Source organism: Mucilaginibacter tolerans (genome assembly GCF_030519375.1).
Taxonomy (GTDB): domain Bacteria; phylum Bacteroidota; class Bacteroidia; order Sphingobacteriales; family Sphingobacteriaceae; genus Mucilaginibacter.
Genome location: NZ_JAUMKB010000008.1, coordinates 169,848 through 194,950, shown reverse-complemented (window position 1 = coordinate 194,950; position 25,103 = coordinate 169,848). Strand labels below are relative to the sequence as shown.

Annotated in this window: 24 protein-coding genes; 9 read left to right on the top strand and 15 right to left on the bottom strand. The window is 42.6% G+C overall.

Annotated elements, in window-relative coordinates; genetic code table 11:
* Nucleotides 1–89 precede the first annotated feature (89 nt).
* Together Q3A68_RS13310 and Q3A68_RS13305 are read left to right on the top strand one after the other, a co-directional pair.
* On the top strand, nucleotides 90–863 hold the full coding sequence (locus tag Q3A68_RS13310) for an NUDIX hydrolase (RefSeq protein ID WP_302901590.1): 774 nt from the start codon (nucleotides 90–92) through the stop codon (nucleotides 861–863).
* A gap of 86 nt (nucleotides 864–949) precedes the next feature.
* Complete coding sequence (locus Q3A68_RS13305; RefSeq protein ID WP_302901589.1) at nucleotides 950–1,621, top strand: DNA alkylation repair protein; 672 nt, start codon at nucleotides 950–952, stop codon at nucleotides 1,619–1,621.
* Between the two features lie 102 nt (nucleotides 1,622–1,723).
* Here the strand turns inward: Q3A68_RS13305 and Q3A68_RS13300 are convergent, their stop codons facing one another.
* The 9 genes from Q3A68_RS13300 to Q3A68_RS13260 form a co-directional block, all read right to left on the bottom strand.
* Entirely contained in the window at nucleotides 1,724–2,530 is an 807-nt protein-coding gene (locus tag Q3A68_RS13300; protein ID WP_302901588.1) for a hypothetical protein, read from the bottom strand.
* Nucleotides 2,531–2,668: 138 nt separating this feature from the next.
* Entirely contained in the window at nucleotides 2,669–3,247 is a 579-nt protein-coding gene (locus Q3A68_RS13295; RefSeq protein ID WP_302901587.1) for a YdeI/OmpD-associated family protein, read from the bottom strand.
* Between the two features lie 51 nt (nucleotides 3,248–3,298).
* Nucleotides 3,299–3,862 carry a DUF4256 domain-containing protein gene (locus Q3A68_RS13290; protein WP_302901586.1) on the bottom strand — a complete coding sequence of 188 codons (564 nt, stop codon included), beginning with the start codon at nucleotides 3,860–3,862 and terminating at the stop codon, nucleotides 3,299–3,301.
* 9 nt (nucleotides 3,863–3,871) lie between these two features.
* The gene (locus Q3A68_RS13285; protein WP_302901585.1) at nucleotides 3,872–4,255 is read right to left on the bottom strand and encodes a DoxX family protein; all 384 of its coding nucleotides are present in this window, start codon (nucleotides 4,253–4,255) and stop codon (nucleotides 3,872–3,874) included.
* A gap of 20 nt (nucleotides 4,256–4,275) precedes the next feature.
* Nucleotides 4,276–5,109 (bottom strand): class I SAM-dependent methyltransferase, encoded by an 834-nt coding sequence (locus tag Q3A68_RS13280; protein WP_302901584.1) that lies wholly within the window; start codon nucleotides 5,107–5,109, stop codon nucleotides 4,276–4,278.
* Between the two features lie 6 nt (nucleotides 5,110–5,115).
* Nucleotides 5,116–5,583 carry an SRPBCC domain-containing protein gene (locus Q3A68_RS13275; RefSeq protein WP_302901583.1) on the bottom strand — a complete coding sequence of 156 codons (468 nt, stop codon included), beginning with the start codon at nucleotides 5,581–5,583 and terminating at the stop codon, nucleotides 5,116–5,118.
* Between the two features lie 6 nt (nucleotides 5,584–5,589).
* Nucleotides 5,590–5,913, bottom strand: coding sequence for an ArsR/SmtB family transcription factor (locus Q3A68_RS13270; protein WP_302901582.1), 324 nt, complete (start codon nucleotides 5,911–5,913; stop codon nucleotides 5,590–5,592).
* 234 nt (nucleotides 5,914–6,147) lie between these two features.
* On the bottom strand, nucleotides 6,148–6,534 hold the full coding sequence (locus Q3A68_RS13265; protein WP_302901581.1) for a group III truncated hemoglobin: 387 nt from the start codon (nucleotides 6,532–6,534) through the stop codon (nucleotides 6,148–6,150).
* A gap of 29 nt (nucleotides 6,535–6,563) precedes the next feature.
* On the bottom strand, nucleotides 6,564–7,019 hold the full coding sequence (locus Q3A68_RS13260; RefSeq protein WP_302901580.1) for an RrF2 family transcriptional regulator: 456 nt from the start codon (nucleotides 7,017–7,019) through the stop codon (nucleotides 6,564–6,566).
* Nucleotides 7,020–7,182: 163 nt separating this feature from the next.
* Here Q3A68_RS13260 and Q3A68_RS13255 point away from each other — a divergent pair, with 163 nt between their 5' ends.
* Nucleotides 7,183–10,398 carry a glycoside hydrolase family 2 TIM barrel-domain containing protein gene (locus Q3A68_RS13255; protein WP_302901579.1) on the top strand — a complete coding sequence of 1,072 codons (3,216 nt, stop codon included), beginning with the start codon at nucleotides 7,183–7,185 and terminating at the stop codon, nucleotides 10,396–10,398.
* Nucleotides 10,399–10,630: 232 nt separating this feature from the next.
* On the opposite strand, the gene Q3A68_RS13250 is transcribed toward Q3A68_RS13255, so the two are convergent.
* The 6 genes from Q3A68_RS13250 to Q3A68_RS13225 form a co-directional block, all read right to left on the bottom strand.
* Nucleotides 10,631–11,638 (bottom strand): transketolase family protein, encoded by a 1,008-nt coding sequence (locus tag Q3A68_RS13250; RefSeq protein ID WP_302901578.1) that lies wholly within the window; start codon nucleotides 11,636–11,638, stop codon nucleotides 10,631–10,633.
* 16 nt (nucleotides 11,639–11,654) lie between these two features.
* Complete coding sequence (locus tag Q3A68_RS13245; RefSeq protein ID WP_302901577.1) at nucleotides 11,655–12,500, bottom strand: transketolase; 846 nt, start codon at nucleotides 12,498–12,500, stop codon at nucleotides 11,655–11,657.
* 15 nt (nucleotides 12,501–12,515) lie between these two features.
* Nucleotides 12,516–13,175: a fructose-6-phosphate aldolase gene (fsa, locus tag Q3A68_RS13240; RefSeq protein ID WP_302901576.1), complete on the bottom strand. Its 660-nt coding sequence runs from the start codon at nucleotides 13,173–13,175 to the stop codon at nucleotides 12,516–12,518.
* Nucleotides 13,176–13,191: 16 nt separating this feature from the next.
* Entirely contained in the window at nucleotides 13,192–14,898 is a 1,707-nt protein-coding gene (locus tag Q3A68_RS13235) for a sodium:solute symporter family transporter (RefSeq protein WP_302901575.1), read from the bottom strand.
* Nucleotides 14,899–14,984: 86 nt separating this feature from the next.
* A complete protein-coding gene (araA, locus tag Q3A68_RS13230) occupies nucleotides 14,985–16,475 on the bottom strand; it encodes an L-arabinose isomerase (RefSeq protein WP_302901574.1) in 1,491 nt (496 codons plus the stop codon).
* A gap of 52 nt (nucleotides 16,476–16,527) precedes the next feature.
* Nucleotides 16,528–18,246, bottom strand: a complete 1,719-nt coding sequence (locus Q3A68_RS13225; protein ID WP_302901573.1) for a ribulokinase — start codon at nucleotides 18,244–18,246, stop codon at nucleotides 16,528–16,530.
* Between the two features lie 543 nt (nucleotides 18,247–18,789).
* On the opposite strand from Q3A68_RS13225, the gene Q3A68_RS13220 reads away from it, so the two are divergent.
* The 6 genes from Q3A68_RS13220 (at nucleotide 18,790) to Q3A68_RS13195 (ending at nucleotide 24,846) form a co-directional block, all read left to right on the top strand.
* Nucleotides 18,790–19,956, top strand: coding sequence for an aldose epimerase family protein (locus tag Q3A68_RS13220; RefSeq protein ID WP_302901572.1), 1,167 nt, complete (start codon nucleotides 18,790–18,792; stop codon nucleotides 19,954–19,956).
* Between the two features lie 127 nt (nucleotides 19,957–20,083).
* Nucleotides 20,084–22,060: an alpha-L-arabinofuranosidase C-terminal domain-containing protein gene (locus Q3A68_RS13215; RefSeq protein WP_302901571.1), complete on the top strand. Its 1,977-nt coding sequence runs from the start codon at nucleotides 20,084–20,086 to the stop codon at nucleotides 22,058–22,060.
* Nucleotides 22,061–22,273: 213 nt separating this feature from the next.
* Nucleotides 22,274–22,852, top strand: coding sequence for a Crp/Fnr family transcriptional regulator (locus tag Q3A68_RS13210; RefSeq protein ID WP_302901570.1), 579 nt, complete (start codon nucleotides 22,274–22,276; stop codon nucleotides 22,850–22,852).
* A 90-nt stretch (nucleotides 22,853–22,942) separates the two neighbouring features.
* A complete protein-coding gene (locus Q3A68_RS13205; protein ID WP_302901569.1) occupies nucleotides 22,943–23,353 on the top strand; it encodes a VOC family protein in 411 nt (136 codons plus the stop codon).
* A 535-nt stretch (nucleotides 23,354–23,888) separates the two neighbouring features.
* Nucleotides 23,889–24,494 (top strand): RHS repeat-associated core domain-containing protein, encoded by a 606-nt coding sequence (locus Q3A68_RS23175; RefSeq protein WP_368045677.1) that lies wholly within the window; start codon nucleotides 23,889–23,891, stop codon nucleotides 24,492–24,494.
* Nucleotides 24,495–24,543: 49 nt separating this feature from the next.
* A complete protein-coding gene (locus Q3A68_RS13195; RefSeq protein ID WP_302901568.1) occupies nucleotides 24,544–24,846 on the top strand; it encodes a hypothetical protein in 303 nt (100 codons plus the stop codon).
* The last annotated feature ends 257 nt before the right edge of the window (nucleotides 24,847–25,103 follow it).

Below are 25,103 nucleotides of genomic sequence, written 5' to 3'. Positions count from 1 at the left end.
AGATATATTGTGTTTTTTACAAAAGCAAATTTTATTACGTATTTTTTACGTAATAAGAAATGATTAACTTTGGGATCAGTAAAAAACCCATGACGGAAGAACTATTCGACAACTTTTTTAACCCTGCCAACGATTACTTGCGCAATGTGTCGGTTGACAATGTAATATTCGGGTATCATGAAAAGGAACTAAAGGTTTTGCTGCAACAACCTTTTGCAGATGAGAAATGGACAGTGACCGGCGGTTATATTAACAGAACAGAGTCTATTGAAGAAGCAGCTCAGCGAATAGCCTTCGCGCGAACGGGATTAAAGGGATTGTTTTTACAAAAATTCAGCGCCTTCGGAAATCCACAGCGTGTGGCCGACAATGGCTTTACTGCTGAAAAAATATCAAAACTAACCGGGTTTGAAGTGCCGGCGGACTCATGGGTCTTTGACTATTTCGTATCAATAGCTTTTTATACGCTGACTGAGTTTTCAAAAGTGACCGTAAAAAAGGCTGAACCGGAAACGGACTGTGCGTGGTGGCCGGTAAATGAATTGCCGCCATTAATGTTCGACCATGAACTGATCATCAAGGAAGCATTAAAAGCCATGCGGCTTCATATTGCCCATTACCCGATAGGCTACGAATTGCTCGAAGAAAAATTTACTTTACCCGAGATTCACAGCCTGTACGAGACCATTCTTGGCAAACAACTGGATGACCGGAATTTCGCCAAACGCCTAATGGCTACGGGCATCATTATAAAACTCGATGAAACCAGGAAGATCGGGCCTCACCGCTCACCATATCTTTACAAATTTGATAAGGAAAAATATGAGGCCGGATTAAAAAGCGGGGCAGACCTCGCTTTCTGATGCCCATGCGAGCTCAATATAATAATATCGCATAAAATATTTTTTCAATCCATTAATTTAGGGAGATCAAACGCAACCAAATTATCATGACTGCAGAAGAAATACTTGCAAGGCTTGAGTCGCTCGGGAATGAGACGATGCGCCGGCATAATACAAAGTATGGAGCCCACGACAATCAGTTCGGCGTGAGAATGGGGGACATCCGGACATTGAGCCAAAAAATAAAAACCGATCATGAGCTGGCTCTCGCTTTATGGGAGACCGGCAACATCGAAGCGAGATTCCTGGCTACGCTCATCATAGTGCCCAAACGATTGTCGGCTGCCGATTTAGAGAGAATGGTTTGTTCCGAACGCTTTGCTCAGGTGATAGACTGGCTGTACAACTATGTGATTAAGGAACGCCCCGACAAAGAACAATTGCGTCAGCAATGGCTTGAATCAGATGATGTAATGTGCGCCCGCTTAGGCTGGAGCCTCACCAGCGGGCGGATAGCAAGAAGTCCTGAAGGTTTGGATATGCCTGCCCTGCTTGACCGCATCGAATCTGAAATGCCGGGCTCTCCTCCCGAGATACAATGGACGATGAACTCCGCACTCGCGCAAATAGGGATAAACTTTCCCGTCTACCGCGATCGGGCCATAGCCATAGGCGAGCGGTTGGGGATATACCGCGATTATCCAGTATCAAAAGGCTGTACATCGCCATTTGCGCCGATATGGATCAGTGAAATGGTGAAAAGGAAGTCGGAAGTCTGAAATTACGCTTTTATTCCGCCATTTTAAGTGTCACACTTAAGTTCAAATAAGAACATGGTCTAACAGGAATATAGTCTCCTGACAACACCAACAATGACCGCGTTAAAATTTGACCGGTAATTTTTCAGAAATAAGCTTACCATCCTTATAGTATTCGAAAAACCAATTTTCGCCCTTTTTTATGACTATTCCGTTAGTAGTAGCACTACTCGCCATAAAAAAATTCTCTTCCGAGGTTTTCAAAAGGGTTAAAACTATTTTCGGTGTAGTGTCAATTAATTGATACCCGTTAGCGATCACCTGGGCATATAAAGTTCCTGCTGATTGATTGGTTTCGACAGCCGTTGATTTTACAGATGTTTCTGAAACAGGTGTTGCAGTCATTGGCTGGGCCGGCTGACTAGTTACTGCTCCTGTTGATTTTGCAGGCGACTCCGAAGCAGGTGTGGGTATTGGCTGGGCTGGCTCCTTGGTTGATTCTGTATTGGCAGCATACGAAACTTTATTCAAAGAAGTAAAAGCATCCCTTAAAGCACTATTGTAAGCAACTCTATAATCTTTCTCACGGCTTTTGCCTTCTTTACTTTTGAAAACAATATTTCCCCGGCAATCTTTTAATAACAGTGTCAGGCCGGTGGTAAACATTCCACTTTTTTCCAATACGTCTGCACTCAATGCCTGGCACTTATTATTAGCCACTTCAGTGGGCAATTCATTATCATCAAAGTATACCGTAAAACCTTTGTCCTCTAAAAGCGCCTTAGTCAGGCTATTTAATGAATACTGATCATTTTCCTTAAGGAAACTAAACCGCTCGGGCACCACAACATATTTGTAATGATCAATGGCGTTTTGCGAATAAGCTGAAAAAGAGAGTAATAAGAAGAGAGCTAAAATATATCGTTTCATATAGGAACCCAATTTAGATTATTAACTTGTTGATAGCAGACTGTATGCTTAATGATAGCACTAAAATTAATGCTATTTTTTTTATAAGTCTTATTCCGGGGATATAATCGCTCGATAATCCTTAAATGTAACAGCTACTCAATCATCCAACCCCTTCCCACTCAAAATTAGCGGTATGGCTTTTTCAACTCTTTCCTCGCGGGTTTTAATTAATTTGGGTTTTGAGAAATGGAACAGGTAGTTTCTTTGTCTTCCAGGAGTTAAAGCTTCAAAGGCAGCCCTCAGGGCCGGGCTTCCGTCCAACTTGTTTTTAAATTCTTCAGGAACGGCAAAGTCGGCCGTCTTTTTCAACTCCACCTTCAACCCAGCCTTTTCTACATCAATAGCTTCGTAAATATAATCTTTCAGGATAGGCTCCAGTTTCACTATCTCTGTTGCCGAACTAAATCGTATCTGCCGCGGTGATTGCACATTCTCCGTTTGTTGAATCAAAATACCGCTGGGATCCTTTAGTAATGCGCCCTTAAAAAGCAGCAGTGCACAGTATTCTTTAAAGCCATGTATCAGCACGATGTTGGCATTATTCAAAGTATAACAGGGCTGGCCCCACTTTAACTCTTCGGTCAGTCCGCAATCAAGGCAGATTATTCTCAGTTTTTCATACTCTTCCTGCCACTGTGTGGCTTTGTCAAAAAACCAATCAACTTTAGGATTCATACTACAGGTTTTTGTTGAATGTAAAATTAAAATTATTGTGCAATTATTTCGTCACACCCGCAAACAGCCACGAAAGCCCCTTGCAGCATAATAAGATTCGGCCCCGTTATGATAAACAAAAACGGTATCATACCGGCGGTCACAAAAAAGCCCCCCGCCAAGTTTCCTGATCTTATCAGGCGTTTTTACCCAGCTTGATGTTTTCAGGTCGAAATTACCTAATTGCTGCAGCTCCCGGTATTGCGCTTCTGTCAGAATTTCAATGCCCATTTCCGAAGCCAAGTTAATGGCGCTGTTCGCCGGTTTGTATTCCTTTCTCGATTTCAAAGCTTCGTGGTCGTAACAAACACTCCTACGTCCTTTAGGGCTTTCCGCAGAACAATCATAAAAGATGTACTCGCCCGTATTTTTATCATAGCCGACAACATCCGGTTCGCCTCCTGTTATTTCCATATCATCAAGTGACCACATTTTTTCAGGATTAGCGTCCAGTCTTGCTTGTACCTTGGCCCATTCAAGGCCTTTATGGCGGTGCATGTTTTTTTCAAACCGCATGTGCAGTACATGGAGTAGTTCCTGACGTTGTTCTAATGATCGTTCCTTTTTATTACTCATAATACTCTCTTAATTAACTGCGCTGATTTTTCTATCGGCTGGTCTCAAATACCAGGACAACACCGTAAAAATAGCCAATACAATCGGGGCAATTATTTGTGCATGAATATCATTGCTAGCAATATGCGAAATCACGGCACCCGTCATAGTAAAAAATATGCCTGCATAGGCCCACTCCTTAAGTAGTTTAAATCCCGGAATAAGTATTGCAATTATGCCTAATACCTTCCAGACGCCGATGACCGAAATAAAATAAGTTGGGTATCCCAAGGGTTTAAAACCTTGCACTACTCCTTGCACTTGTAAAGCCTGGGCCAGTCCGCCCGAAAAAATACAAAAGGATAATAGAATTGTGATTATCCAATACCATATTAATTTTCTCTTTTCCATCATGTGTTGGTTTTAAATTGGTTTTATGTTGTCGCTAACAGGAATAGTTCTCCACTTGCCGGCATCAGGCCGTCGGTTCTGTCATTAAAATAATATTGCTCCATATCTTTGGTTGATATGATTTTCGCATCCTTAAAGCCTGCGTCTTTAGCCATGGTTAATACCTCATCCGGAGCAAAAAAACTGACGAACGGTGTTCCAGATGTGCGTGCACCCTTCTCGGCCATTTCTTGCATGGCTTGGTCTTGTTTGTCAAGCAGCTCTATTGGCAAATAAAATGTCATCGCTAGTGTCGAACCCGCTACAAGCGCTGCGATTTGCTTTAGGGTAGTAACAATAGCTTCTTTAGTGAGGTATAGACTAACCCCGGTGCAGGCAACAACAGCAGGTGTATTAGCATCGAATCCTGTCTTTAATAATTCTTCCCACCAGAAAGAAATCTCAAAATCAACAGGTACAAAATGCAGGTGATCCGGCATACCAAAACCAAGTTCTGCTAATCGCTGCTGTTTCCAGGCCAGGGTGTCGGGCTGGTCGATCTCATAAATTTGGAGTTTGGATGCAATATCAGTCCTGCGCTGGGCAAAGGTATCTAGCCCTGCACCAAGAATAATATATTGACCAATGCTTTGCCTGCTTTGCTCAATAATCAGATCCTCAATAAACCGAGCACGCGCCACAATAGACGCACGGAGGCGGGCAGTATATTTCATGTCAGGGCGCTCCTGCCAGCCATCCTCAGGAGCCACTAGTTTTAGCCCGACTTCGTCCTCAATTATATATGGCTTTGCGTCCACTTGCGTGTGCAATCCCCGCCATAAAGCTGTTCGTACTGCTGTATTATCCGGTTTGTTCACGTTACATTATTTTAATTTGCTCATAATTTCTTCTAAGCGGCTATGCGCCCAGTTGATGCCTTGTGCAAAAGGCAGTTTCAGCACCTCGTCACGTTGGGTAACAGATTCGTAGATCACATGCATATTCAATTTGCAGGTATCGTCATCAATTGGCTCAAATTTGCATATCTCCAGTTGCACGCCAAAGGGCGTATTGGCCATCTCAAATGTACGGGTGATCTTTTCGTTCTGTTTAAACTCATGAAATGTCCCATCAGCCTTAAATGCCACATTCCCCTTTGGATCTCTTGTTTCTATCTGGTAACTGCCGTGCTTTTTCCCCTCAAACCTAAGCACTTTAGTCCCCATCCATTGCTCTATCAGTTCAGGCTCCGAAAAAGCTTTGAAAAGTAAATCCACCGGTAAATTAAACTCTCTCGTTATTACCATTTCCTGTTTGCCGTCTTCGGCATTAATCTTGGTCTTCAGTTCCATGATTTCTTATTTTTTTGGTTTATAATTTTTCATGATATCTTCCAGTTTGTTGAATCGGTCATCCCACATCCTGCGGAACGGCTCGATAAAGTCGGCTACTTCTTTCATTTTTTTTGCGTTAATATGATAGTGAATTTCCCTGCCGGTTTGTTGCTGCTCGAGCAATTCGCACTCGGTGAGTATTTGAAGGTGTTTAGAAACTGTAGGCCGGGCAGTGTCAAAATTTGCTGCTATAGCGCCTGCCGTAAGTGATTGCGAAGCAACCAATAGCAATATGGCCCGCCTTGTAGGGTCGGCTATGGCTTGAAATACATCTCTTCTTAAATTCATTATGTAGCTATTTGACTACAAATATAAATGTAGTCATTTAACTACGCAAATTTTTTTAAGAAAATTTTATGCCTGGCATTTACGGTATGCAGCAAATTAAAAAAACCGGCATCCAGTTAAGGATGCCGGAGTATAATGATTGATATATTGCTTTTCTAAGGAGAGCTAAACCTTCGGCATTTTATTGAACAATAAATATAAAGTGAGCTGTCCGCAATATGATTTTAATACCTTTTAAACTATTACATGGCTTGACCCATTTCTCATCCTATCCAGCTTATTCATAAACATTGCAGCCATTAAGCCGGCCTTCTGCTTTGCCTGCTCAGCGATTGAGCCGATAAAATGTTCATCAATCGTTTCGGCAAATAGTTCCAGCCATCTGCCAAAATGCTCTCCAGCGATGGGTAAAGGTGCGTGTTTTGCAAATGGATTACCTTTAAATCCGGGTTCCCCAAATAGTACAGCATTCCAAAAAGCATACATTTTCTCTAAATGTGGCTGCCAATCTGCAATTACATCTGCGAAAACAGGACCGATCAAATCATCCTCTCGCACTTTGCCATAAAACTCATCTACGAAGAGCTGTATATCTTCCAAACCTGTTATATCTTTTATCATTAAATTATTATGTAAACACCTTGTTTCCGTTATTGAGGTAAATTTTTTTGCTTCTTCAACACTGCTATTCCCATGTTCAATTCTTTATTAAACCCACCTATTTTTGTCGTCTTCAGCAGATCCTGAATCTGGTTACGGATAGCCTTAAATTCATGATGTATGGGGCAGGGATTTTCTTCAGAGCAATATTCCAGGCCTAAACCACATCCGGTAAATATATCACTGCCATCCACCGCCTCTACTATTGATGCCAGCGGCATATTCAATATCACTTCATCCACATAAAAACCGCCATTGGGCCCTTTGGCTGACTGAATCACGCCACGTCTGCTCAAATCCTGTAATATTTTGGCCAAAAAGTGTTCGGGTGAATCTATCCCAAGGGCAACCTCCTTTATGCCAACTCGGCCGCCTCCGGCTGTTTTGTGGGCAATGAAAAAAACTGCCCGCATAGCATATTCACAAGTTTTTGAAAAAATTCCCATACGCTGATGGAACAAATATAAAACAATTTCTTTAAATAAAAGAGCTTTTCATCTTTTATTAGAGTGCTGCTGCAATTGAGTAGTCAATAGCCAAATTTTCATAGTTGGATTTTCAAGAAAAAATGTAAGTTTGACAGTATTTAAAACCAATAACATCCTGATTATGCGGAAAACCTTACCCGGAAAAAGAATTCGATGCATTTTCCTATTGACATTTCTAAGTTTTAACTGTCTGACTGTATTGGCGCAGCAGGTTTCCGAAAACCACCTGTTCTCCAAACAAGATACCGCTTTCGTACCAAAGGAAATTGAAGACCCTGAATGCATAGGCATAAATAAAGAACCCAATCACGCTACTTTAATGCCATACGCTTCATTGCAAGAGGCGCTGGCGGCTAATCGGCATGCTTCATCCTATAGCAGGAGCCTAAATGGCCAATGGAAATTCAATTGGGTTGATTGGCCGCAGAAACGCCCGGTAAATTTCTATAAGACTGATTACGACGTATCAACCTGGAAAGAAATTAAAGTACCTTCCTGTTGGCAATTGCAGGGATATGGTACGCCATACTATAGTAATTATACTTATATCTTTCAGAAAGACTTTCCGCGGGTGATGAGCACACCATCGGTGACTTATACAGCGTACCAGGAGCGAAACCCTGTAGGTAGCTACCGTCGCAATTTCGAAGTTCCATCGAATTGGGAGGGAAGGCGCATATTGGTAACATTTGATGGAGTTGATGCAGGCTTTTTTCTTTGGGTAAATGGTAAAAAAGTTGGTTACAGTGTAAACAGCCGGAACGCAGCAGAGTTCGATATAACCAATTATGTAAAACCAGGCAATAACTTAATTGCAGTTGAGGTGTACCGCTTTACAACCGGCAGTTACCTGGAAGACCAGGACATGTGGCGTTTAAGCGGAATTATCAGGAATGTTACTTTATGGAGCTCCCCGCAGGAACATATCAGGGATTACTTTATAAAAACAACTTTTGACAAAGATTTTCATGATGCCCATCTCCTGGTTGCGGCAAAAGTAAAAAACTACAGCAATGTGGCGGTCAAGTCCAAGGAGATAGAAATATCCCTGTTTAATGGCGAAGTTATGGTGCCGGGGATCTCGGTGAAAAATCAAATACCCGCCTTACAGCCAAATGAAGAAGTGACTATTAATGTGGATATTCCAGTAAAAAATCCTCAGAAATGGACCGCAGAAACGCCTAAACTTTATACTACCGTTTTGACGATAAATGACGGGAGCAACAAGGTGGAAACCTTATCGTCGAGAACGGGCTTTCGACAAATTGAAATAAAGGGACGTGTATTTTTAGTTAATGGCGTCCCGGTTAAATTGAAAGGGGTTAACAGGCACGAGAACTGGCCGGATGACGGGCATGCGATCACCGAAGAGCAGATGATCCGGGATATCATACTCATTAAACAGGCAAATTGCAATCATGTAAGAACCTGTCATTACTCTGACGATCCGCGGTGGTATGAATTATGTGATGAATATGGAATATACCTGGTTGCCGAAGCCAACCTGGAAAGTCATGGCGCCTGGGACGAATTCAACGAAGAGCCGAGAATAAAGGCTGCTCTGATTGAGAGAAACGTAGCGAATGTCGAAAATTTCAAGAACCATCCATCGGTACTTATTTGGTCGTTGGGGAATGAATGCGGAAGCGGTGGTTCAAACTTCAGGGCGATTTTAAAAGTCATCAAAGGCATTGACAATACCCGCCCTACGCATTACCAGGGCTTTGGTATAGGTACCGGTAACCCGGCAGACCTGGATAGCGAAATGTACACCTCAGTGGATGACGTTGAAAAGAAAGCTAACGATAATGAGCTGACAAAACCCTTCTATTTATGCGAGTATGCCCACGCTATGTTTAACTCGATGGGCTCTGTTGATATTTACAATGAACTTTTTGACAAATATCCAACATTGCTTGGCGGCGCTATATGGGAATGGCAGGACCAGGGGGTTTATAACGACCGCGACCCCAACCATCATATAACGGCCTATGGCGGTGGATTCGGTGAGTATCCTAATGATCGTTATTTTATTCACAAAGGCGTGGTATTTTCTGACAGATCACCTAAGCCACATTACCCTGAGCTCAAACATGCTTATCAATGGATCACCATCAAGGCAAAAGATATTCCAAATAAAATATTTAGTATCAAAAACAGGTACCAGTTTATCAGCCTGGATGGCCTTAGTGCAAAATGGACCTTGAGCGAAAACGGCACCGATATTGCCTCCGGTAATTTTAATCCGGGCAATATCAATCCCGGCGAAGAAAAGGATGTAAAAATCCCTTATTCGCTAAAGCCTAAAGCAGGTGCAGAATATTTTCTGCGCATATCCTTCAGCCTGGCTTCTGATCAACTATGGGCGCCGAAAGGTTATGAAGTGGCTGCACAGCAAATTGAAATTCCGGTGGCAAAAGCTGATGCTAATAACAAAATCCCGGGCGGTCGTCTGACGCTGATTGACTCAACGGGGTTGATCAAAGTAAAAGGTGAAGAGTTTAGCCTGGAGTTTGATAAAGCAAAAGGGAGCTTTTACAGAATAGAAGAAAATGGCGAAAACCTGCTCAGAGAGAATGGAGGTCCGGCGCTGCACCTTTGGAGGGCTCCTCACCAGAAGGATGACATGTGGGCTTACGAGGATTGGGACCGTAAGGGTTTAAAAGAATTAAGCTGGACCGCAAGCGGCCTAAAGTATGCCCAGGTTTCTCCCGGTGTTGTTGAGATCGAGGTGAACTTAACAGGCTCAGGCAGACAAGGTTTTAGTGTTTATCATCATGTTGTATATACCATCTATGCAAACGGGACGATCAATGCGAAAAATGAAGTGAACTTCAATGATCCAAAATTGGTACTGGCGCGCATCGGTGTCCGTATGCTCCTGAATAAAGGGCTTGATAAGTTCGATTATCTGGGTAGAGGGCCGATGGAGAATTATGCTGACAGGAAACAAGGCTCAGATATTGCCCATTATTTCAGCCGTGTTGACCAACAGATGACCGGCTACGAAAAACCGATGGAATGCGGTAACCACGAAGATGTTCGGTGGGCCAATCTTGCCTCTGAAAAAGGACAAACATTTACTGTTAAAGCAGATTCATCGTTTATGCAGGTATCTGCACTTCCCTATACCGATGAAGAAATGGAACCGGTTGAATACAAGATAGATTTACCGAAGAGCAAGGGTACCGTGCTTGTTGTTAGCCATCAAACATTGGGTGTAGGCTCATGGGGTTGTGGCCCGAGGCCGTTGAAGCAATATCAGGTTTATGCCAAACCAACTACATTTAGTTATCAAATCCAGTTGTCTAGCAAAAACAAAATCAATGAAAGATAATACCTGGAAAACTAACATCAAGTGGGGAAGATGATGTTGTAAGAGATTTTACAGAAGCGTGTTAAGCTTCAGGCATAATGCAAAACAAGGGGCCCTTCAAATGACGCGATTTGAAAGGCTCCTTGTTTTTTATACTGATCTGGTGGAATAGCCTACAAAAAAAATGGCCGCCAGGCGGGCGCCTGGCAGACCATAATATACCAATTTATGAGGAGGGACTTGCTTATTGTATTCAGGATATGATTTCGCCTGTAGCCTGAGTAATATCCTCAGGTTTTAAGACTGATCTTTTTCTATCTATTACTTTCAATGCGGCAGCTACGATATGCCCACTATCCAGGCCATACTTTTTCATTAATTCTTCAGGTGTGCCGCTTTCCCCAAACGAGTCGTTTACTGCCACGTATTCCTGCGGTATTGGCATGTTGGTTGCCAGCAATTGTGCTATGCTATCGCCAAGACCACCCAACCTGTTGTGTTCTTCTGCAGTTACTACACAACCAGTTTTAGCTGCTGAGGACAATACTGCATCGCTATCTAAAGGCTTGATGGTATGGATATTGATGATCTCGGCATTTACTCCCATTTCGGCTAGCTTTTCACCGGCTATAATAGCTTCCCATACGAGATGGCCGGTTGCAAAAATGCTTACGTCTGTACCTTCATTTACCATCCAGGCTTTGCCAATCTCAAATTCCTGGTCAGCAGGAGTGAAAATGGGCACTACAGGGCGACCAAAACGCAGGTAAACCGGGCCATCATATTCGGCGATAGCCATAGTGGCTGCTTTGGTCTGATTATAATCACATGGATTGATCACCGTCATGCCTGGCAGCATTTTCATTAAACCAATATCTTCCAATATTTGATGCGTTGCACCATCTTCGCCGAGCGTTAAACCGGCATGCGAGGCACATATCTTTACATTTTTACCAGAATAGGCGATGGATTGCCTGATCTGATCATAAACCCTTCCGGTTGAAAAGTTTGCAAAAGTTCCTGTGAACGGAATTTTTCCTCCTATGGTAAGCCCTGCTGCAATACCCATCATATTAGCTTCAGCTATGCCGATCTGGAAAAATCTTTCCGGAAACTCCTTGATAAAATCGTTCATTTTAAGTGAGCCGATCAAATCCGCACATAGCGCTACTACCTGGTCATTTCTTTTGGCTGCTTCCAGCAAACCGGCACCAAAACCCGACCGGGTATCTTTTTTATCTGTGTAAGTGTATTTTTTCATTTTTACAAGCCGTTTTTTAATAGTCACCAAGCGTTTCTTCCATTTGAGTAAGGGCCAATTCTAATTGCGCATCATTTGGAGCTACGCCATGCCATTTATGACTTCCCATCATAAAATCAACGCCGTAACCCATCTCTGTATGCATTAATATTACGATCGGTCTACCTCTGCCGCTACGGTTTTTAGCTTCTTCGAGTGTAGCCACAACGTTGGTCATATCATTGCCCTTCATTTCCATTACATCCCAACCGAATGCTTCCCATTTAGCGTGGAGGTCTCCCAAGGAAAGAACTGTTTTGGTAGGGCCGTCAATCTGCTGTCCGTTAACATCAACGGTTGCAATTAAATTATCAACGCTGTTATGTGGTGCAAACATCGCAGCTTCCCATATCTGGCCTTCCTGCAACTCGCCGTCACCATGCAAAGTAAAAACCAGGCTATCGTCGTTGTTTAGTTTTTTTGCCAATGCCGCACCAATGGCAACTGACAAGCCTTGTCCTAGTGAGCCCGAAGCAATACGAACTCCAGGCAAATGTTCGTGCGTGGTTGGATGGCCCTGCAGGCGCGATCCCAACTTCCGGAACGTAGCCATCTCAGACTTATCAAAATAACCGGCATGCGCCAATACGCTATAAAAAACGGGAGAAATGTGCCCGTTTGATAAAAAAAATAAATCTTCACCTATACCGTCCATTTTAAAATCAGGATTGTGTTTCATAATGGAGAAATACAAGGCGACCAAAAAGTCAGTGCAACCCAATGAACCTCCGGGATGTCCTGACTGGCAACCGTGTACCATCCGCACAATATCCCTGCGTACCTGCGAGGCTATTTTTTCTAATTGTTGTATATCTGTTTTCATTGATCTAGTTAAGTTTTAAACAACGGCGGCTTTTGCATGATCCGCAAGGAATTGCGCTAGGCCGTTATCAGTAAGCGGGTGTTTCATTAAGGCTGCCATTGCACTTAAAGGCCCGGTTATTACATCGGCGCCTATCTTGGCACAGTTGATAATATGCATTGGATGCCGCACAGAAGCTGCAAGTATTTGTGTCTGGAATCCATAATTATCATAAATGAGATTAATATCTTCTATCAAACGCAGCCCATCGGTAGACACATCATCCAAACGACCAATAAAGGGAGAAACGTAAGTTGCACCAACTTTAGCAGCAAGTAAAGCCTGGCCCGCAGAAAACACGAGGGTGCAATTAGTTTTAATTCCCTTTTGAGAAAAATATCTAATGGCTTTTATACCATCTTTTATCATTGGTACTTTAACTACAATTCGTTCGTGCAAACTGGCTAATGCTTCGCCTTCAACTATCATTTCGTCAAATGTTGTTGCTATTACTTCGGCGCTTACATCACCATCTGTAATTTCGCAAATGGCTTTATAATGATTGATAATGTTTTCGTGTCCGGTGATACCTTCTTTGGCCATTAGCGATGGATTGGTGGTAACGCCATCTAAAATTCCCATTTCGTGGGCTTCTTTAATTTGTGCCAGATTGGCTGTGTCAATAAAAAACTTCATTTCTTAATTTTAATTATTACCAAAACTTTACATAAAGCATGGCGAGCAGTAAAAGTGTTGTTACTATTAAAGCAAGGGTTGAGGGCGCAACTTTAAACATCGCCTTGTCAATTGCAAATGATTTGGGGTTGATTTTAGGTCCGCCCAAACTGATCCCTATCATGATGAGCATAGTGAAAAAGAATGACCATCCCATACATATAAGGAACGGTATCTGATATACACCATCACTATCGGGATAAGCTGTATATAAAATAGTTTCGTGCCCGAATAATGCCGGAGCGAAATTGTTAAACAAAACAGATAAGGCAAAACCCGACAGTACACCAACAATTGCAGAAGCGCCGGTAGTCCTTTTCCAAAACATCCCGAGAATGAACATGGCAAAAACGCCGGGGCTGAAATAACCGGTACCCTTTTGTATGAAATTAAAGCCTCCTGAGCCACCAATACCTAAAAGGTCTTTCCAGGTAAGCAAAATAGAAATCAGCATTGCCGCAGCAATAATTATTTTACCCATTTTTACCATGCCCTTTTCATCGGCATCCTTTTTAATGTATTTTTTGTAAATGTCCATAGTAAATATGGTGGAGATGCTGTTTGCCTTACCGGCAAGTGAGGCTACAATGGCGGCGGTTAACGCAGCTATTGAAAGCCCCTTTAAACCTTTTGGCAAAAAGCCCAGAACAGCCGAATAAGCATTATCAGCGTTTAAATGGCCACCGGCATTCATTTCCTGCTGCAGGCCACCATTTTTATATAATACGTAAGCAGCAATACCGGGAAGGATTACAATAACAGGCATGGCCAGCTTCATCAGGCCGGCAAATAATATACCTGTACGGGCAGTGTTAATATCTGAACCCAGGGCTCTTTGGGTAATATACTGGTTACATCCCCAATAATTAAGGTTTACTATCCATTGCCCGGCAAAATACATGGCAATGCCGGGCAGCAGCAGGTATTTATTAATATCGGCCTGCGATGCATGCGGCCCCGGTTTAGCTAATATCATCTTAAAGTGCTCCGGGGAATCCTTCAGCATCGCGGTAAAACCAGCAAGTGCGTCTTTACCCAGTCCTAAGCGCTCGCTAACCAATGTTAGTGCAATATAGGTTGTGGCCAAACCGCCAATTACTAATACTAGTACCTGTATTACATCGGTAAATCCAATTACTTTCATACCACCAAGGGCAATAACCAGTGCAAACACAGCAAGTGCGATGATTACCCAGTGAAACACAATAGGATCACCGCCTAACAAACTGTTTATGGCCAAAGCCCCCAGGAAAAGAATAGAGGTTAAATTAACGAATACGTACAGGAACAGCCAGAATAAAGCCATTATTAAACTAACAGCCGGGTTGTAACGTGTTTCGAGGAACTGCGGCATTGTATAAATCTTATTTTTAAGATATACCGGGATAAACCAAACGGCTACAATAATCAGCGCGATGGCAGCTATCCATTCATATGCCGCTACTGCAATCCCTACAGTAAAGCCTTGTCCGCTTGCTCCAATAAATTGTTCTGCAGAAATATTAGAGGCGATCAACGATGCGCCAATGGCCCACCAGGTAAGAGAGCCTTCAGCCAAAAAGAAGTCGTGACTGCCGGAGATGCCCTTCTTTTTTTTGCGACTGTAAACCCAATAGCCATAACTGGATACTATAATAAAGTATATGACGAAAATGACATAATCGGGGGTTGAAAATTTGTTCATAATCAGGTTAAATTGGTCTTAAGTGTTAAAACAGATCAGGCAATCGTAATCCCATCCGGACTGCCTGATCTGCATATCTATAATGCTTATTTATAAGCTACCTCATTCCAGCGTATCTCATTGCGGAATTGATCAAGCTTTGTGTCTTTACCTATTCGTAAAAACTCTAATCCTGCCATATCTGCAAAATCCTGTAAATGTTCAGCAGTAAGATTTTGGCTATAAGCCGTATGGTGTGCGCCACCCGCATATATCCACGCTGCGCAGCCGGTTTTCATATCAGGGTATGGCTTCCAAAGCACCCGTGCAACAGGTAGATTAGGCAGGTCATTCTGCGGCTCAACAGCCTCGACCTCATTAATTAGTAACCTGAAACGATTGCCCATATCGATGATGGAAGCATTTATTGCTGGCCCGCCCGCTACATTAAATACCAAGCGTGCAGGATCAGCTTTGCCGCCAATTCCCAATGGATGAACCTCGAGTGAAGCTTTGCCATTTGATAACGATGCATCCACTTCAAGCATATGAGAGCCTAAAACAAGGCTATTATTGGGATCAAAATGATAGGTATAATCTTCCATAAAGGCATTGCCACCCTTAAGCCCGCTTCCCATTACTTTAAAAGCGCGTACCAGGGCAGCCGTCTTCCAGTCACCCTCGCCTGCAAATCCATATCCATCGGCCATTAAGCGCTGTGCTGCGATGCCTGGTAATTGTACCATACCATGCAGATCTTCAAATGTATCCGAGAAGCCTTTAAAACCTCCTTTTTCTAAAAACTTACGCAACCCGATCTCTATTTTAGCAGCTTCATATACAGAGGAATATTTTTCGCCACCTTTGCGCAAAGGTGCATCCATGTTATAAGACGCTTCATACTCAGCTGTCAGTGCATCGACCTCCGCTTCAGTTACATCATTGATCACAGCAACAAGGTCGCCTACGCCATGGGTATTTACTGAGAAACCAAATTTTAATTCAGCCTCTACCTTATCGCCATCAGTAACGGCCACAAAACGCATATTATCTCCAAAACGAACAAATTTCGCACCCTGCCAGTCGTGCCATCCGGCAGCGGCCCTTGCCCAGGCATCTATTTGCGCAACAACTTCACTGTCATGCCAGTGCCCTACAACAACCTTACGGTTTTTGCGCATACGCGAAACAATGAAGCCAAATTCACGATCGCCATGAGCGCTCTGGTTTAAATTCATAAAGTCCATATCAATTGAACTCCATGGAATATCCCTGTTAAACTGCGTGTGCAGGTGAAGCATTGGTTTTTGCAGGATGCTCAATCCTCGTATCCACATTTTAGCAGGCGAAAATGTATGCATCCAGGTAATTATTCCGATGCAATTTTCAGCTGCATTAGCCTGTTGAATAGTTGCATAAATTTCTTCTGTGCTTTTTACCACTGGCTTATATACTACCTGTACAGCTATTTTGCCCGAGCTATCGAGGCCTTTTGCTATCTGTTGTGAATGCTCAGCAACCAGTTTTAATGTTTCTTCACCATACAGGTGCTGACTGCCTGTAACAAACCACACTTCAAATTTTTTTAGATCGATCATTATTTTAAGGTTTATTTAAAATTTTAATTCTGTTTAATATGCTGATATTGGCTCATAGCAAAATAGGGTCGGCTTGTGGTAAACTATTGGTTGATTGCAGGCCAATTTGCCAGGCCACAAATTTTCCAAGGTCATTGTACTGACGATAGCGTTTACTATAAATTTCGCGCAATTGGCTATCGGGATAATACTCCACGTCAAAACCGCGCCCCATTGCTGTCATAGCCTCTTCAACAGTTGAATATATGCCTGCGACAACTGCTGCAAACATGGCTGCGCCTAAAGCGCAGGTATGTTTAAATTGATGGATCCGGATAGGCATCCCCAGCACATCAGCCATCATTTGCATCACAAACGGTGATTTTTTGGCAACGCCACCAATACCTATAATTCCTTTAACAGGTATTCCTTCTTGTATAAACCGGTCAACAATGCTTTTGGCTCCAAAACAGGTTGCCTCTGCCAATGACCTAAATACTTTTGGCGCATCACTTCCCAAATTCAAACCAGTGATAGCGCCTTTAAGGGTTTGATCGGCATCTGGGGTACGGCGGCCATTGAACCAGTCGATTGCTAATTCATTTTCTACATCTAACGGTAGTAATTGTGCCTGCTTGCTCAATTCCGGTATAATTCGTTCACTCATTTCGGTCTTCAGCGCTTCGGCTGTTTTACCATCGATCACGGATGAATCTTGAAGGAGATTGTCTAATGGCCACGAGATCATATTTTTAAACCAGGCATAGGTATCGCCAAATGCAGATTGACCCGCTTCGAGTCCTGTCATGCCGGGTATAACGGAACCATTTACCTGGCCGCATATTCCTCTTACCAATTTGCCCTGCATTTCACTAGTGGGTGCCACTAAAATATCACAGGTGGAAGTTCCCATTACTTTACTCAAATGATAAGGTTCTATTTGCCCCCCTACTGCCCCCATATGTGCATCAAATGCACCTACGCCAACAGCTACATTGGTAGATAGACCGAGCTTTTGAGCCCACTCTTTACTTAAATATCCTGCTCTTTGATCTGATGTATAGGTTTCTGTGAATAGCCTGGATGTAAAACCATTGAGGAGCGGATCAAGTGATGAGAAGAATTCATTGGGCGGCAACCCACCAAATTCTTCGGCCCATAGCGCTTTATGCCCAGCTGCGCATCGGCTCCGTTTTATATTATCTGCCCTAGTACCACCGGTTAACAAGAAAGGTATCCAGTCACAATGTTCTACCCACGAGTGGCAGGCATTCCGAACCTGGTCGTCTATTCTTAAAATGTGTAGCAATTTTGCCCAAAACCATTCAGACGAATAAATACCTCCAACATATTTAAGGTAGTTAATATCAAATTTTGCTGCGTGTTCGTTAATCTGGGCAGCTTCAGCAACTGAAGTATGATCCTTCCATAAAATGAACATCGCATTCGGGTTCTGCTCAAAACCTGGCGTTAACGCCAAGGGCATGCCAAATTTATTCACCGCAACCGGAGTTGAACCTGTTGTGTCTACCGATAGGCCTTTAACCAGATCGGCCACATTATTACCGGCTTTTTGCAGACAATCCTTAATTGTGACTTCGAGCCCTTCCAAATAATCAAGAGGATGCTGCCTGAATCGATTTTCAGCAGAATTGCAATATAATCCATCTCTCCACCTTGGATAGTTGAATACAGATGAGGCGATTTCTTCGCCATTAGATGCATCAATCAATACGGAGCGGACAGAGTCGGAACCGTAGTCCACCCCAATTACAAATTGGGTTTTATTCATTATGGGTTTATAATTAGTGTCGAATTAACACTTATTTTTTTAAATAACAAAATATTTTTTTAAACACTTAATAAAAATCAGAAGGCATAGCTTTAAATTTTACGAATGTGCTGGCCGAAAAGAGGCATTAGGCTTATAATTCGCTGAAATTTAGCCAAGTATATTCCCCTCGTTGTGCTATTGAAGCATGCTCCAGGTTTTTGGTCCCCTTTCCTCGCTATCGTCGCTTAGGCTATTCAGTTTATACCAGGAACTCTTTTTCCAACATTTCTTTGGTTTGCGTGTCACTTAAATCCTACTAATGTGGACTTTAGGGCGATAGGTTGATTTAGGCCTTTTTGTTTTTCAATTGTTTGCCACACACTAATAGAGCCAAAATTATTTAAGTGTTTATTTCACAATTAAAAAAATATTTATACATTAGGCTCCAAATTAAGCCCATCAGTGCTGAACCAAGTATAAACCAAATAACCGAACTGTATTTTTTTAAAGGTAAGTAAAAGCAATCGCTGCAGGTACCTGCGAAAAAGAGCGTAAAGAATTATGAAAACAAATTCAGCAATTTTAATTTGTGCATCAATATTTGGTGCAACCATTTGCCAATCGTGTGAATCTTCATCGAAAAAGGCAACGCCTGCTGGCGATACCAGCATAGCAAGGACTGTATGTTTGCCGGACGCAAAAAACTTTAAGCAAAGTATTAATGGTAAACAGGCTGATTTGTATATACTAAAGAATAGTCAAGTACAGGTAGCTATCACCAACTATGGCGGCAGAGTTGTAAGTATTATCGTTCCTGACAAAAATGGGTCTCCCGTTGATGTGGTTTTGGGATACCAAGACCTGAAATATTATCAAAAGCCAAAAGAGCCTTATTTTGGTGCACTTATAGGCAGGTATGGCAATCGTATAGCCAAGGGAAAGTTCACACTTGACGGCAAAATGTACCAGCTTGACATAAATGATGGAGTAAATACCTTGCACGGTGGTTTTAGCGGGTTCTTCTCAAAAGTTTGGGATGCCAGGCAGGTGTCGCCACAAATTCTGGAACTTTCTTACAAATCAAAAGACGGCGAGGGTGGTTATCCTGGTAATCTGGATGTAAAAGTAACGTATACATTAACAGATGACAATGGCCTCAAAATAGATTATAGTGCGGTTACCGATAAGGCAACATTAGTCAACCTTACCAACCATGCTTATTTTAATTTGAGTGGCGCGGGCAATACTACTATTACCGATCACCTTTTGCAGATCAATGCCGATGCAATTACTCCGATTGATTCGACATTGATTCCGACTGGGAAATTAATGCCTGTTAAAGGCTCTCCTTTTGACTTTATCAAGGCCAAAACGATTGGTGCGGACATTGATAAACAGGATGAACAGCTCAAAAACGGGAAAGGGTACGACCACAACTTCGTGTTAAATAAAACTGATGGCCCCGTGGCCACTGTATATAGCCCGAAAACAGGCATCAGTATGCAGATTTATACAACCGAACCTGGTTTGCAATTTTATAGCGGCAATTTTTTAAACGGAAAAGATCATGATGGTAAATGTGATGATGCTTACGGCTATCGGTCGGCGTTTTGCCTGGAAACACAGCATTTCCCGGATTCTCCGAATGAAACCTCATTTCCTTCAACCGTTTTGAGACCCGGTACTACTTATCGTACGTCAACAACATATAAGTTTCTTAATAAATAGGTGCTGAGGCAATCTATCACCTGACTATTTTCTGTTTATTTCATATGACTGGGCGCCACCTAAATATAACGTAAGAGTGGGCAGAGCAAATGATCTGCAAGACACAGCTATGATTTTAATGATGATTATGAAAAGATCTTTTTTAACGTTTTGCATCACCGCGCTATGCGTGTCAGCCTATTGCCAGTCCACTAACACGGAAAACGTGTACACAATCAATGCCGGCAAAATAAAGGCACACGTCCAACCCACCATGTACGGGATATTTTTTGAAGATATCAATATGGGTGCTGATGGCGGAGTATATGCTGAATTGGTGAAAAATCGTTCGTTTGAGTTCAAGGAGCCTTTAATGGCTTGGGACGAAATAAAACAGGATGGCGCCAACGGCAGTATCCTGATATTAAACAGGGGTGCTGCGAACCCTGATAACCCGAGATTCATACATATTACATCAAATTCAACCAAAGGCTATGGCTTAAGTAACGAAGGCTTTTTCGGTATGGGTATTAAAAAAAATAACCAGTATAATTTTTCGGTTTTAGCAAAACAGGCCGGAGGAGTTAAAATTACCCTGCAAATAGAATTAATCAATTCAAAGAAAGAAGTTATTGGCAGCACTTCGGTTACACCAGCTTCAAAAGAATGGAGAAAATATACGGCGAGTTTCATAGCAACAGAAACTGAGCCCAAAGCCAGTCTCAGAGTATTATTGAAAGGCACCGGTTCGGTTGATCTCGATATGATCTCGCTTTTTCCGCAGGATACCTGGAAGCAGCGCCCCGGCGGTTTGCGCGCTGACCTTGTGCAAAAGCTTGCTGATATGAAACCTGGATTCCTTCGTTTTCCAGGTGGCTGTATCGTTGAAGGACGTGAATTAGATACCCGCTATCAATGGAAAAGAACCATCGGCGACATAGCAAACCGCAGGATGATTATGAATCGATGGAATACCGAATTCGCTCACCGTCCAGCTCCTGATTATTATCAGACTTTCGGCCTGGGCTTCCTGGAGTATTTTGAAATTGCCGAAGACATAGGTGCATCACCACTGCCGATTATCAATTGCGGAATGGCCTGCCAGTTTAACACCTGCGAGCTGGTTCCGGTAAGTCAGCTTGGACCCTACGTTCAAGACGCGTTGGACCTGATTGAATTTGCAAACGGCTCAGTTAATACCAAATGGGGCAAAAAACGGGCTGAGCTTGGCCATCCGGCGCCGTTTAATTTAAACATGCTTGGAGTAGGTAATGAACAATGGGGCGAGCAATACATTGAGAGGTATAAGATTTTTGAAAAGGCCATCCACGCCAAATATCCGCAGATCAAATTGGTCAGCAGTTTGGGTCCATTCCCCGGAGGTGATATATTTAATAGTGCAAATCAAACCTTCCGGAAGTTGGGGGCATCCATCTTAGATGAACACTATTATGCCTCGCCTAAATGGTTCTTGCAAAATGTTAAACGCTATGACAACTACGACCGTAATGGCCCTAAAATTTTTGCAGGTGAATATGCTGCTCAAAGCAAGGTAACAGGCAGCCCTGATAATAAGAACAACTGGGAATGTGCCATGGCTGAAGCGGCTTTTATGACTGGCTTGGAGCGCAATGCCGACGTAGTTAGCATGGCTTCTTACGCGCCGCTTTTTGCTAATGTTGAAGGCTGGCAATGGACGCCCGACCTGATCTGGTTTGATAACCTGCGATCTTATGGCACACCAAATTATTATGTGCAGCAATTATATTCTTTAAATAAAGGAACGGATGTAGTTCCTCTAACGCTGAACAATGAAGCGGTAACCGGGCAGAACGGATGCTTTGCCACTGCAGCTTTAGATGCTAATACACGGGAATTGATTATTAAAATAGTTAACACCGGGAAAGATGAGCAAAAATCAGATTTTGCAGTGAGCGGTGCTAAAACAGGTTCTGTGTGCAACTGGACTGTATTACAAAGTGACGATTTGAATGGGGTTAATTCATTAGATAAACCATTAGCCATTAGTCCTCAAAAAAGCGAGGTTGCAGTTGATGGTGGGCACATAAAATTGAGCCTGAAACCGTACTCATTTAACGTGATCAGGGTGAAAATAGACAAATAGCCTTAAATCGGTGTCTTGTAAGAAAAACAATTACCGTACTACCTGGCTATTGCATATTACTCTTCGTCTTAAGGGTTACGAATCGAAAATATTTTTCTGTCTCTATTGAATTTGCAATTATGACAAACTTTTCTGAGGTTTTTTTAATGGCAAATTGGGTACGGTCGCGTAATACTGCATCATACCCGCAAATAAGATTCCTATCTTTATCCAATGAGCCGCGATGTTTTCTTCCAAAAAATAAAAACTTACACTGAACTCTCGCCGCAGGCCGAAACGGCATGGGCCGCTTTGCTCCGCGAAAACACCTACAACAAGGGCGACTATTTTGTTACCGAAGGCCAGACACCCAAAAAGGTGGCTTTTATTGTAAATGGCTTAATGTATCAATATTACGCTGCCGAAAATGGCGACATGGTGGTTAAGTATTTCTTCCCCGAGAACCGAATTGCAGGTTCCATGACAGCTACCCTCACGCAGTCGCCGAGTAATTTTACCATAAAAGCGCTGGAGGATACAGAAGTGCTCGAATACAATTTCATGGAATTTAAAAAACTTGTTGCCATTTATCCCGATATCGCCGCTTTTTATATCCGCTATATGGAACAGCACTGGATAATCGAAAAGGAACCCTATGAAGTATCACTCCGGTATGAATCGGCTAAGACCAATTACGATAATTTTCTACGTAAATACCCTGGTTTGGTGAAAAGGTTAAAGAAACAGCACATTGCTGCCTACCTAGGCATCACCCCCACTCAGCTAAGCCGTATATTTTTTGCAAATAAGTGAGGATTTTTTGCTTTTCTCAACATATGTAAATTTTTTAGGAAAACAGTTGCCGCAACTTTGTGCATCAATAACAATTAAAAAATTTAGATCATGGCAACAAAAATTTTCATCAACTTGCCTGTTAAAGACCTGGAGCGGTCAAAGGCATTTTTCAACGGACTTGGCTATAGCTTTAATCCACAATTTACCGACGACAAGGCTGCCTGTATGGTGATAAGCGAGCACATCTATGTAATGCTGTTGGTAGAAAGTTATTTTAAAACTTTTACCAAAAAAGAGGTGGGCAACGCACACCTGGCAACTGAAGTATTGTTGGCCCTTGATGCGGCCTCACGCGAGGAAGTGCAGCAAACCATAACGAAAGCAACCGAACTTGGAGGCTCCATTTATTCCGAACCCCAAGATCACGGATGGATGTACCAACACAGCTTTGCAGACCCGGATGGACATCAATGGGAAATTGTTTATATGGATGCAACGAATATGCCGAATTTTGGTTGAGGTAAATTCTGTTTTATACCTCTGCGGTTAATTTTTTACCACAGAGGTATAAAATAATCCCGTGCTTATATTGAAAGCTAAAACATACGGGGAAGATATCGCATATTCAGGGCCGTTAAAGCCCTCCCTACCGTACTGTAGTTCAACGCCTTAAATCGGCACAATAAAATGGCACCCATTTTGACTAGTCCAATGATGCCGCCAAAGGCAATTTCAGTCTAAAATGTGTTTATTTGGTGTATTATAGTACAAAATATACTGAATTTGATATAAACATGAGCCAATAAGAACCGATAAGAGCCAATGATGAGCCGATAGCCTCTTAACCCGTTTCCCTTAATCATACCACCCTAAACAACCGAAAAAAATTGGCTGTCTTGTTGACTTATCAAAACCGCTGCCGTTCAAGTTAGTTGATTAATCCTGCCCATATCTTTTGCATAAGCATACCATTTCCAATTTACCCCGGCGTTCGGATGTGATACCAAATTAAGATGGCTTCCTTTAGGCATGGATGTAATGCCGCTAAGCAAAGATCAGCCCTAGCGGGAAAAATGAATATCTTTACAATAAAAAGGAGCTACAGGAAGAGCTGGGGGAATACGATTACGGCGCAAGGTTCTATGATCCGGTGATTGGGCGTTTCAATACAATAGACCCACTAGCTGATAAGGATCGTAGATGGAGTTCTTATAGTTATGGCCATAACAACCCTATTACACACGTAGATGTAGATGGGATGTTTGATTGGGTTAAAGAGGGAAGCAAGTATGTTTGGGATGACAGAGTGGTTGATCAGAAGACTGCAACTAAATTTGGAGGTGATGGGGCAAAGTATATAGGAAAGTCAGCGGAAGTATATTCGAAGTATACAGCCACTCAAGGGAGGGGTGCCGTCTACACCGACAAGGTTACTTTCTGTAAAGATGGCTCGGTTAGTAGGGCTACTCAAAGAGATGGATTTTCGGGCTGGACATCTGCGGGATCGGCAAAAGCCGGATCTGATCCTAGGTTTTCTACCCTCACAAACTTTAACGGCTCTCAGTTTAGCGCAAGACAAACAGGGGGAACCTATATGGGTGTCACTGTTGGAGGGGCTTTAATAGGTGGCTATAGCTTAAGCGCAGGGTGCAGTTACTGATGCCACAGGGAAGACACGCCCATATTTCACTTTATCTGGAAACATAGGATTGGGTGGAGGCGTTGGTCTGGATATGGGAACTATTACGCCAACTAATGGTAATCAATTTCATACAGAGGATTTTGGGGGACGATCAGGATCTTCCAATGCAGGGATCACCACCCCGTTTGGACGATACGGGTACAGCAACGGTGGCAGTTTAGATCCTGCATTGGGAGGTAAAGAAACAATGTCTCCCAGCAACTTTGGAAAAAATGAGAAAGATTATACTACACAACAGATAGGCCTGTCACCGGGAGGGAAGGTAAGTGGTGGAGCAATGTACAGCATCGGACAGACTTGGGTTTGGTAATTAAATAACATTATGGAAGAAAAGTTTATGGTTAACAGGAAAGCAAGTCGCATATTATTTATAGCTATAATTGTTATAATAGTACCTTTGATCGCTCTAGTTTATTGGAAGGTGTCACATAGTATAGGTGGGTGGGATTTAGTCCTAAGGAAAGCATCAGCTAGGTCGTTTCATGGAAGAGTGGATTCAATCTACTTTGATAGACAAAACCACAACACAGAAACTCTAGTTCTTTCTGATGGGAATTTACTTAATCT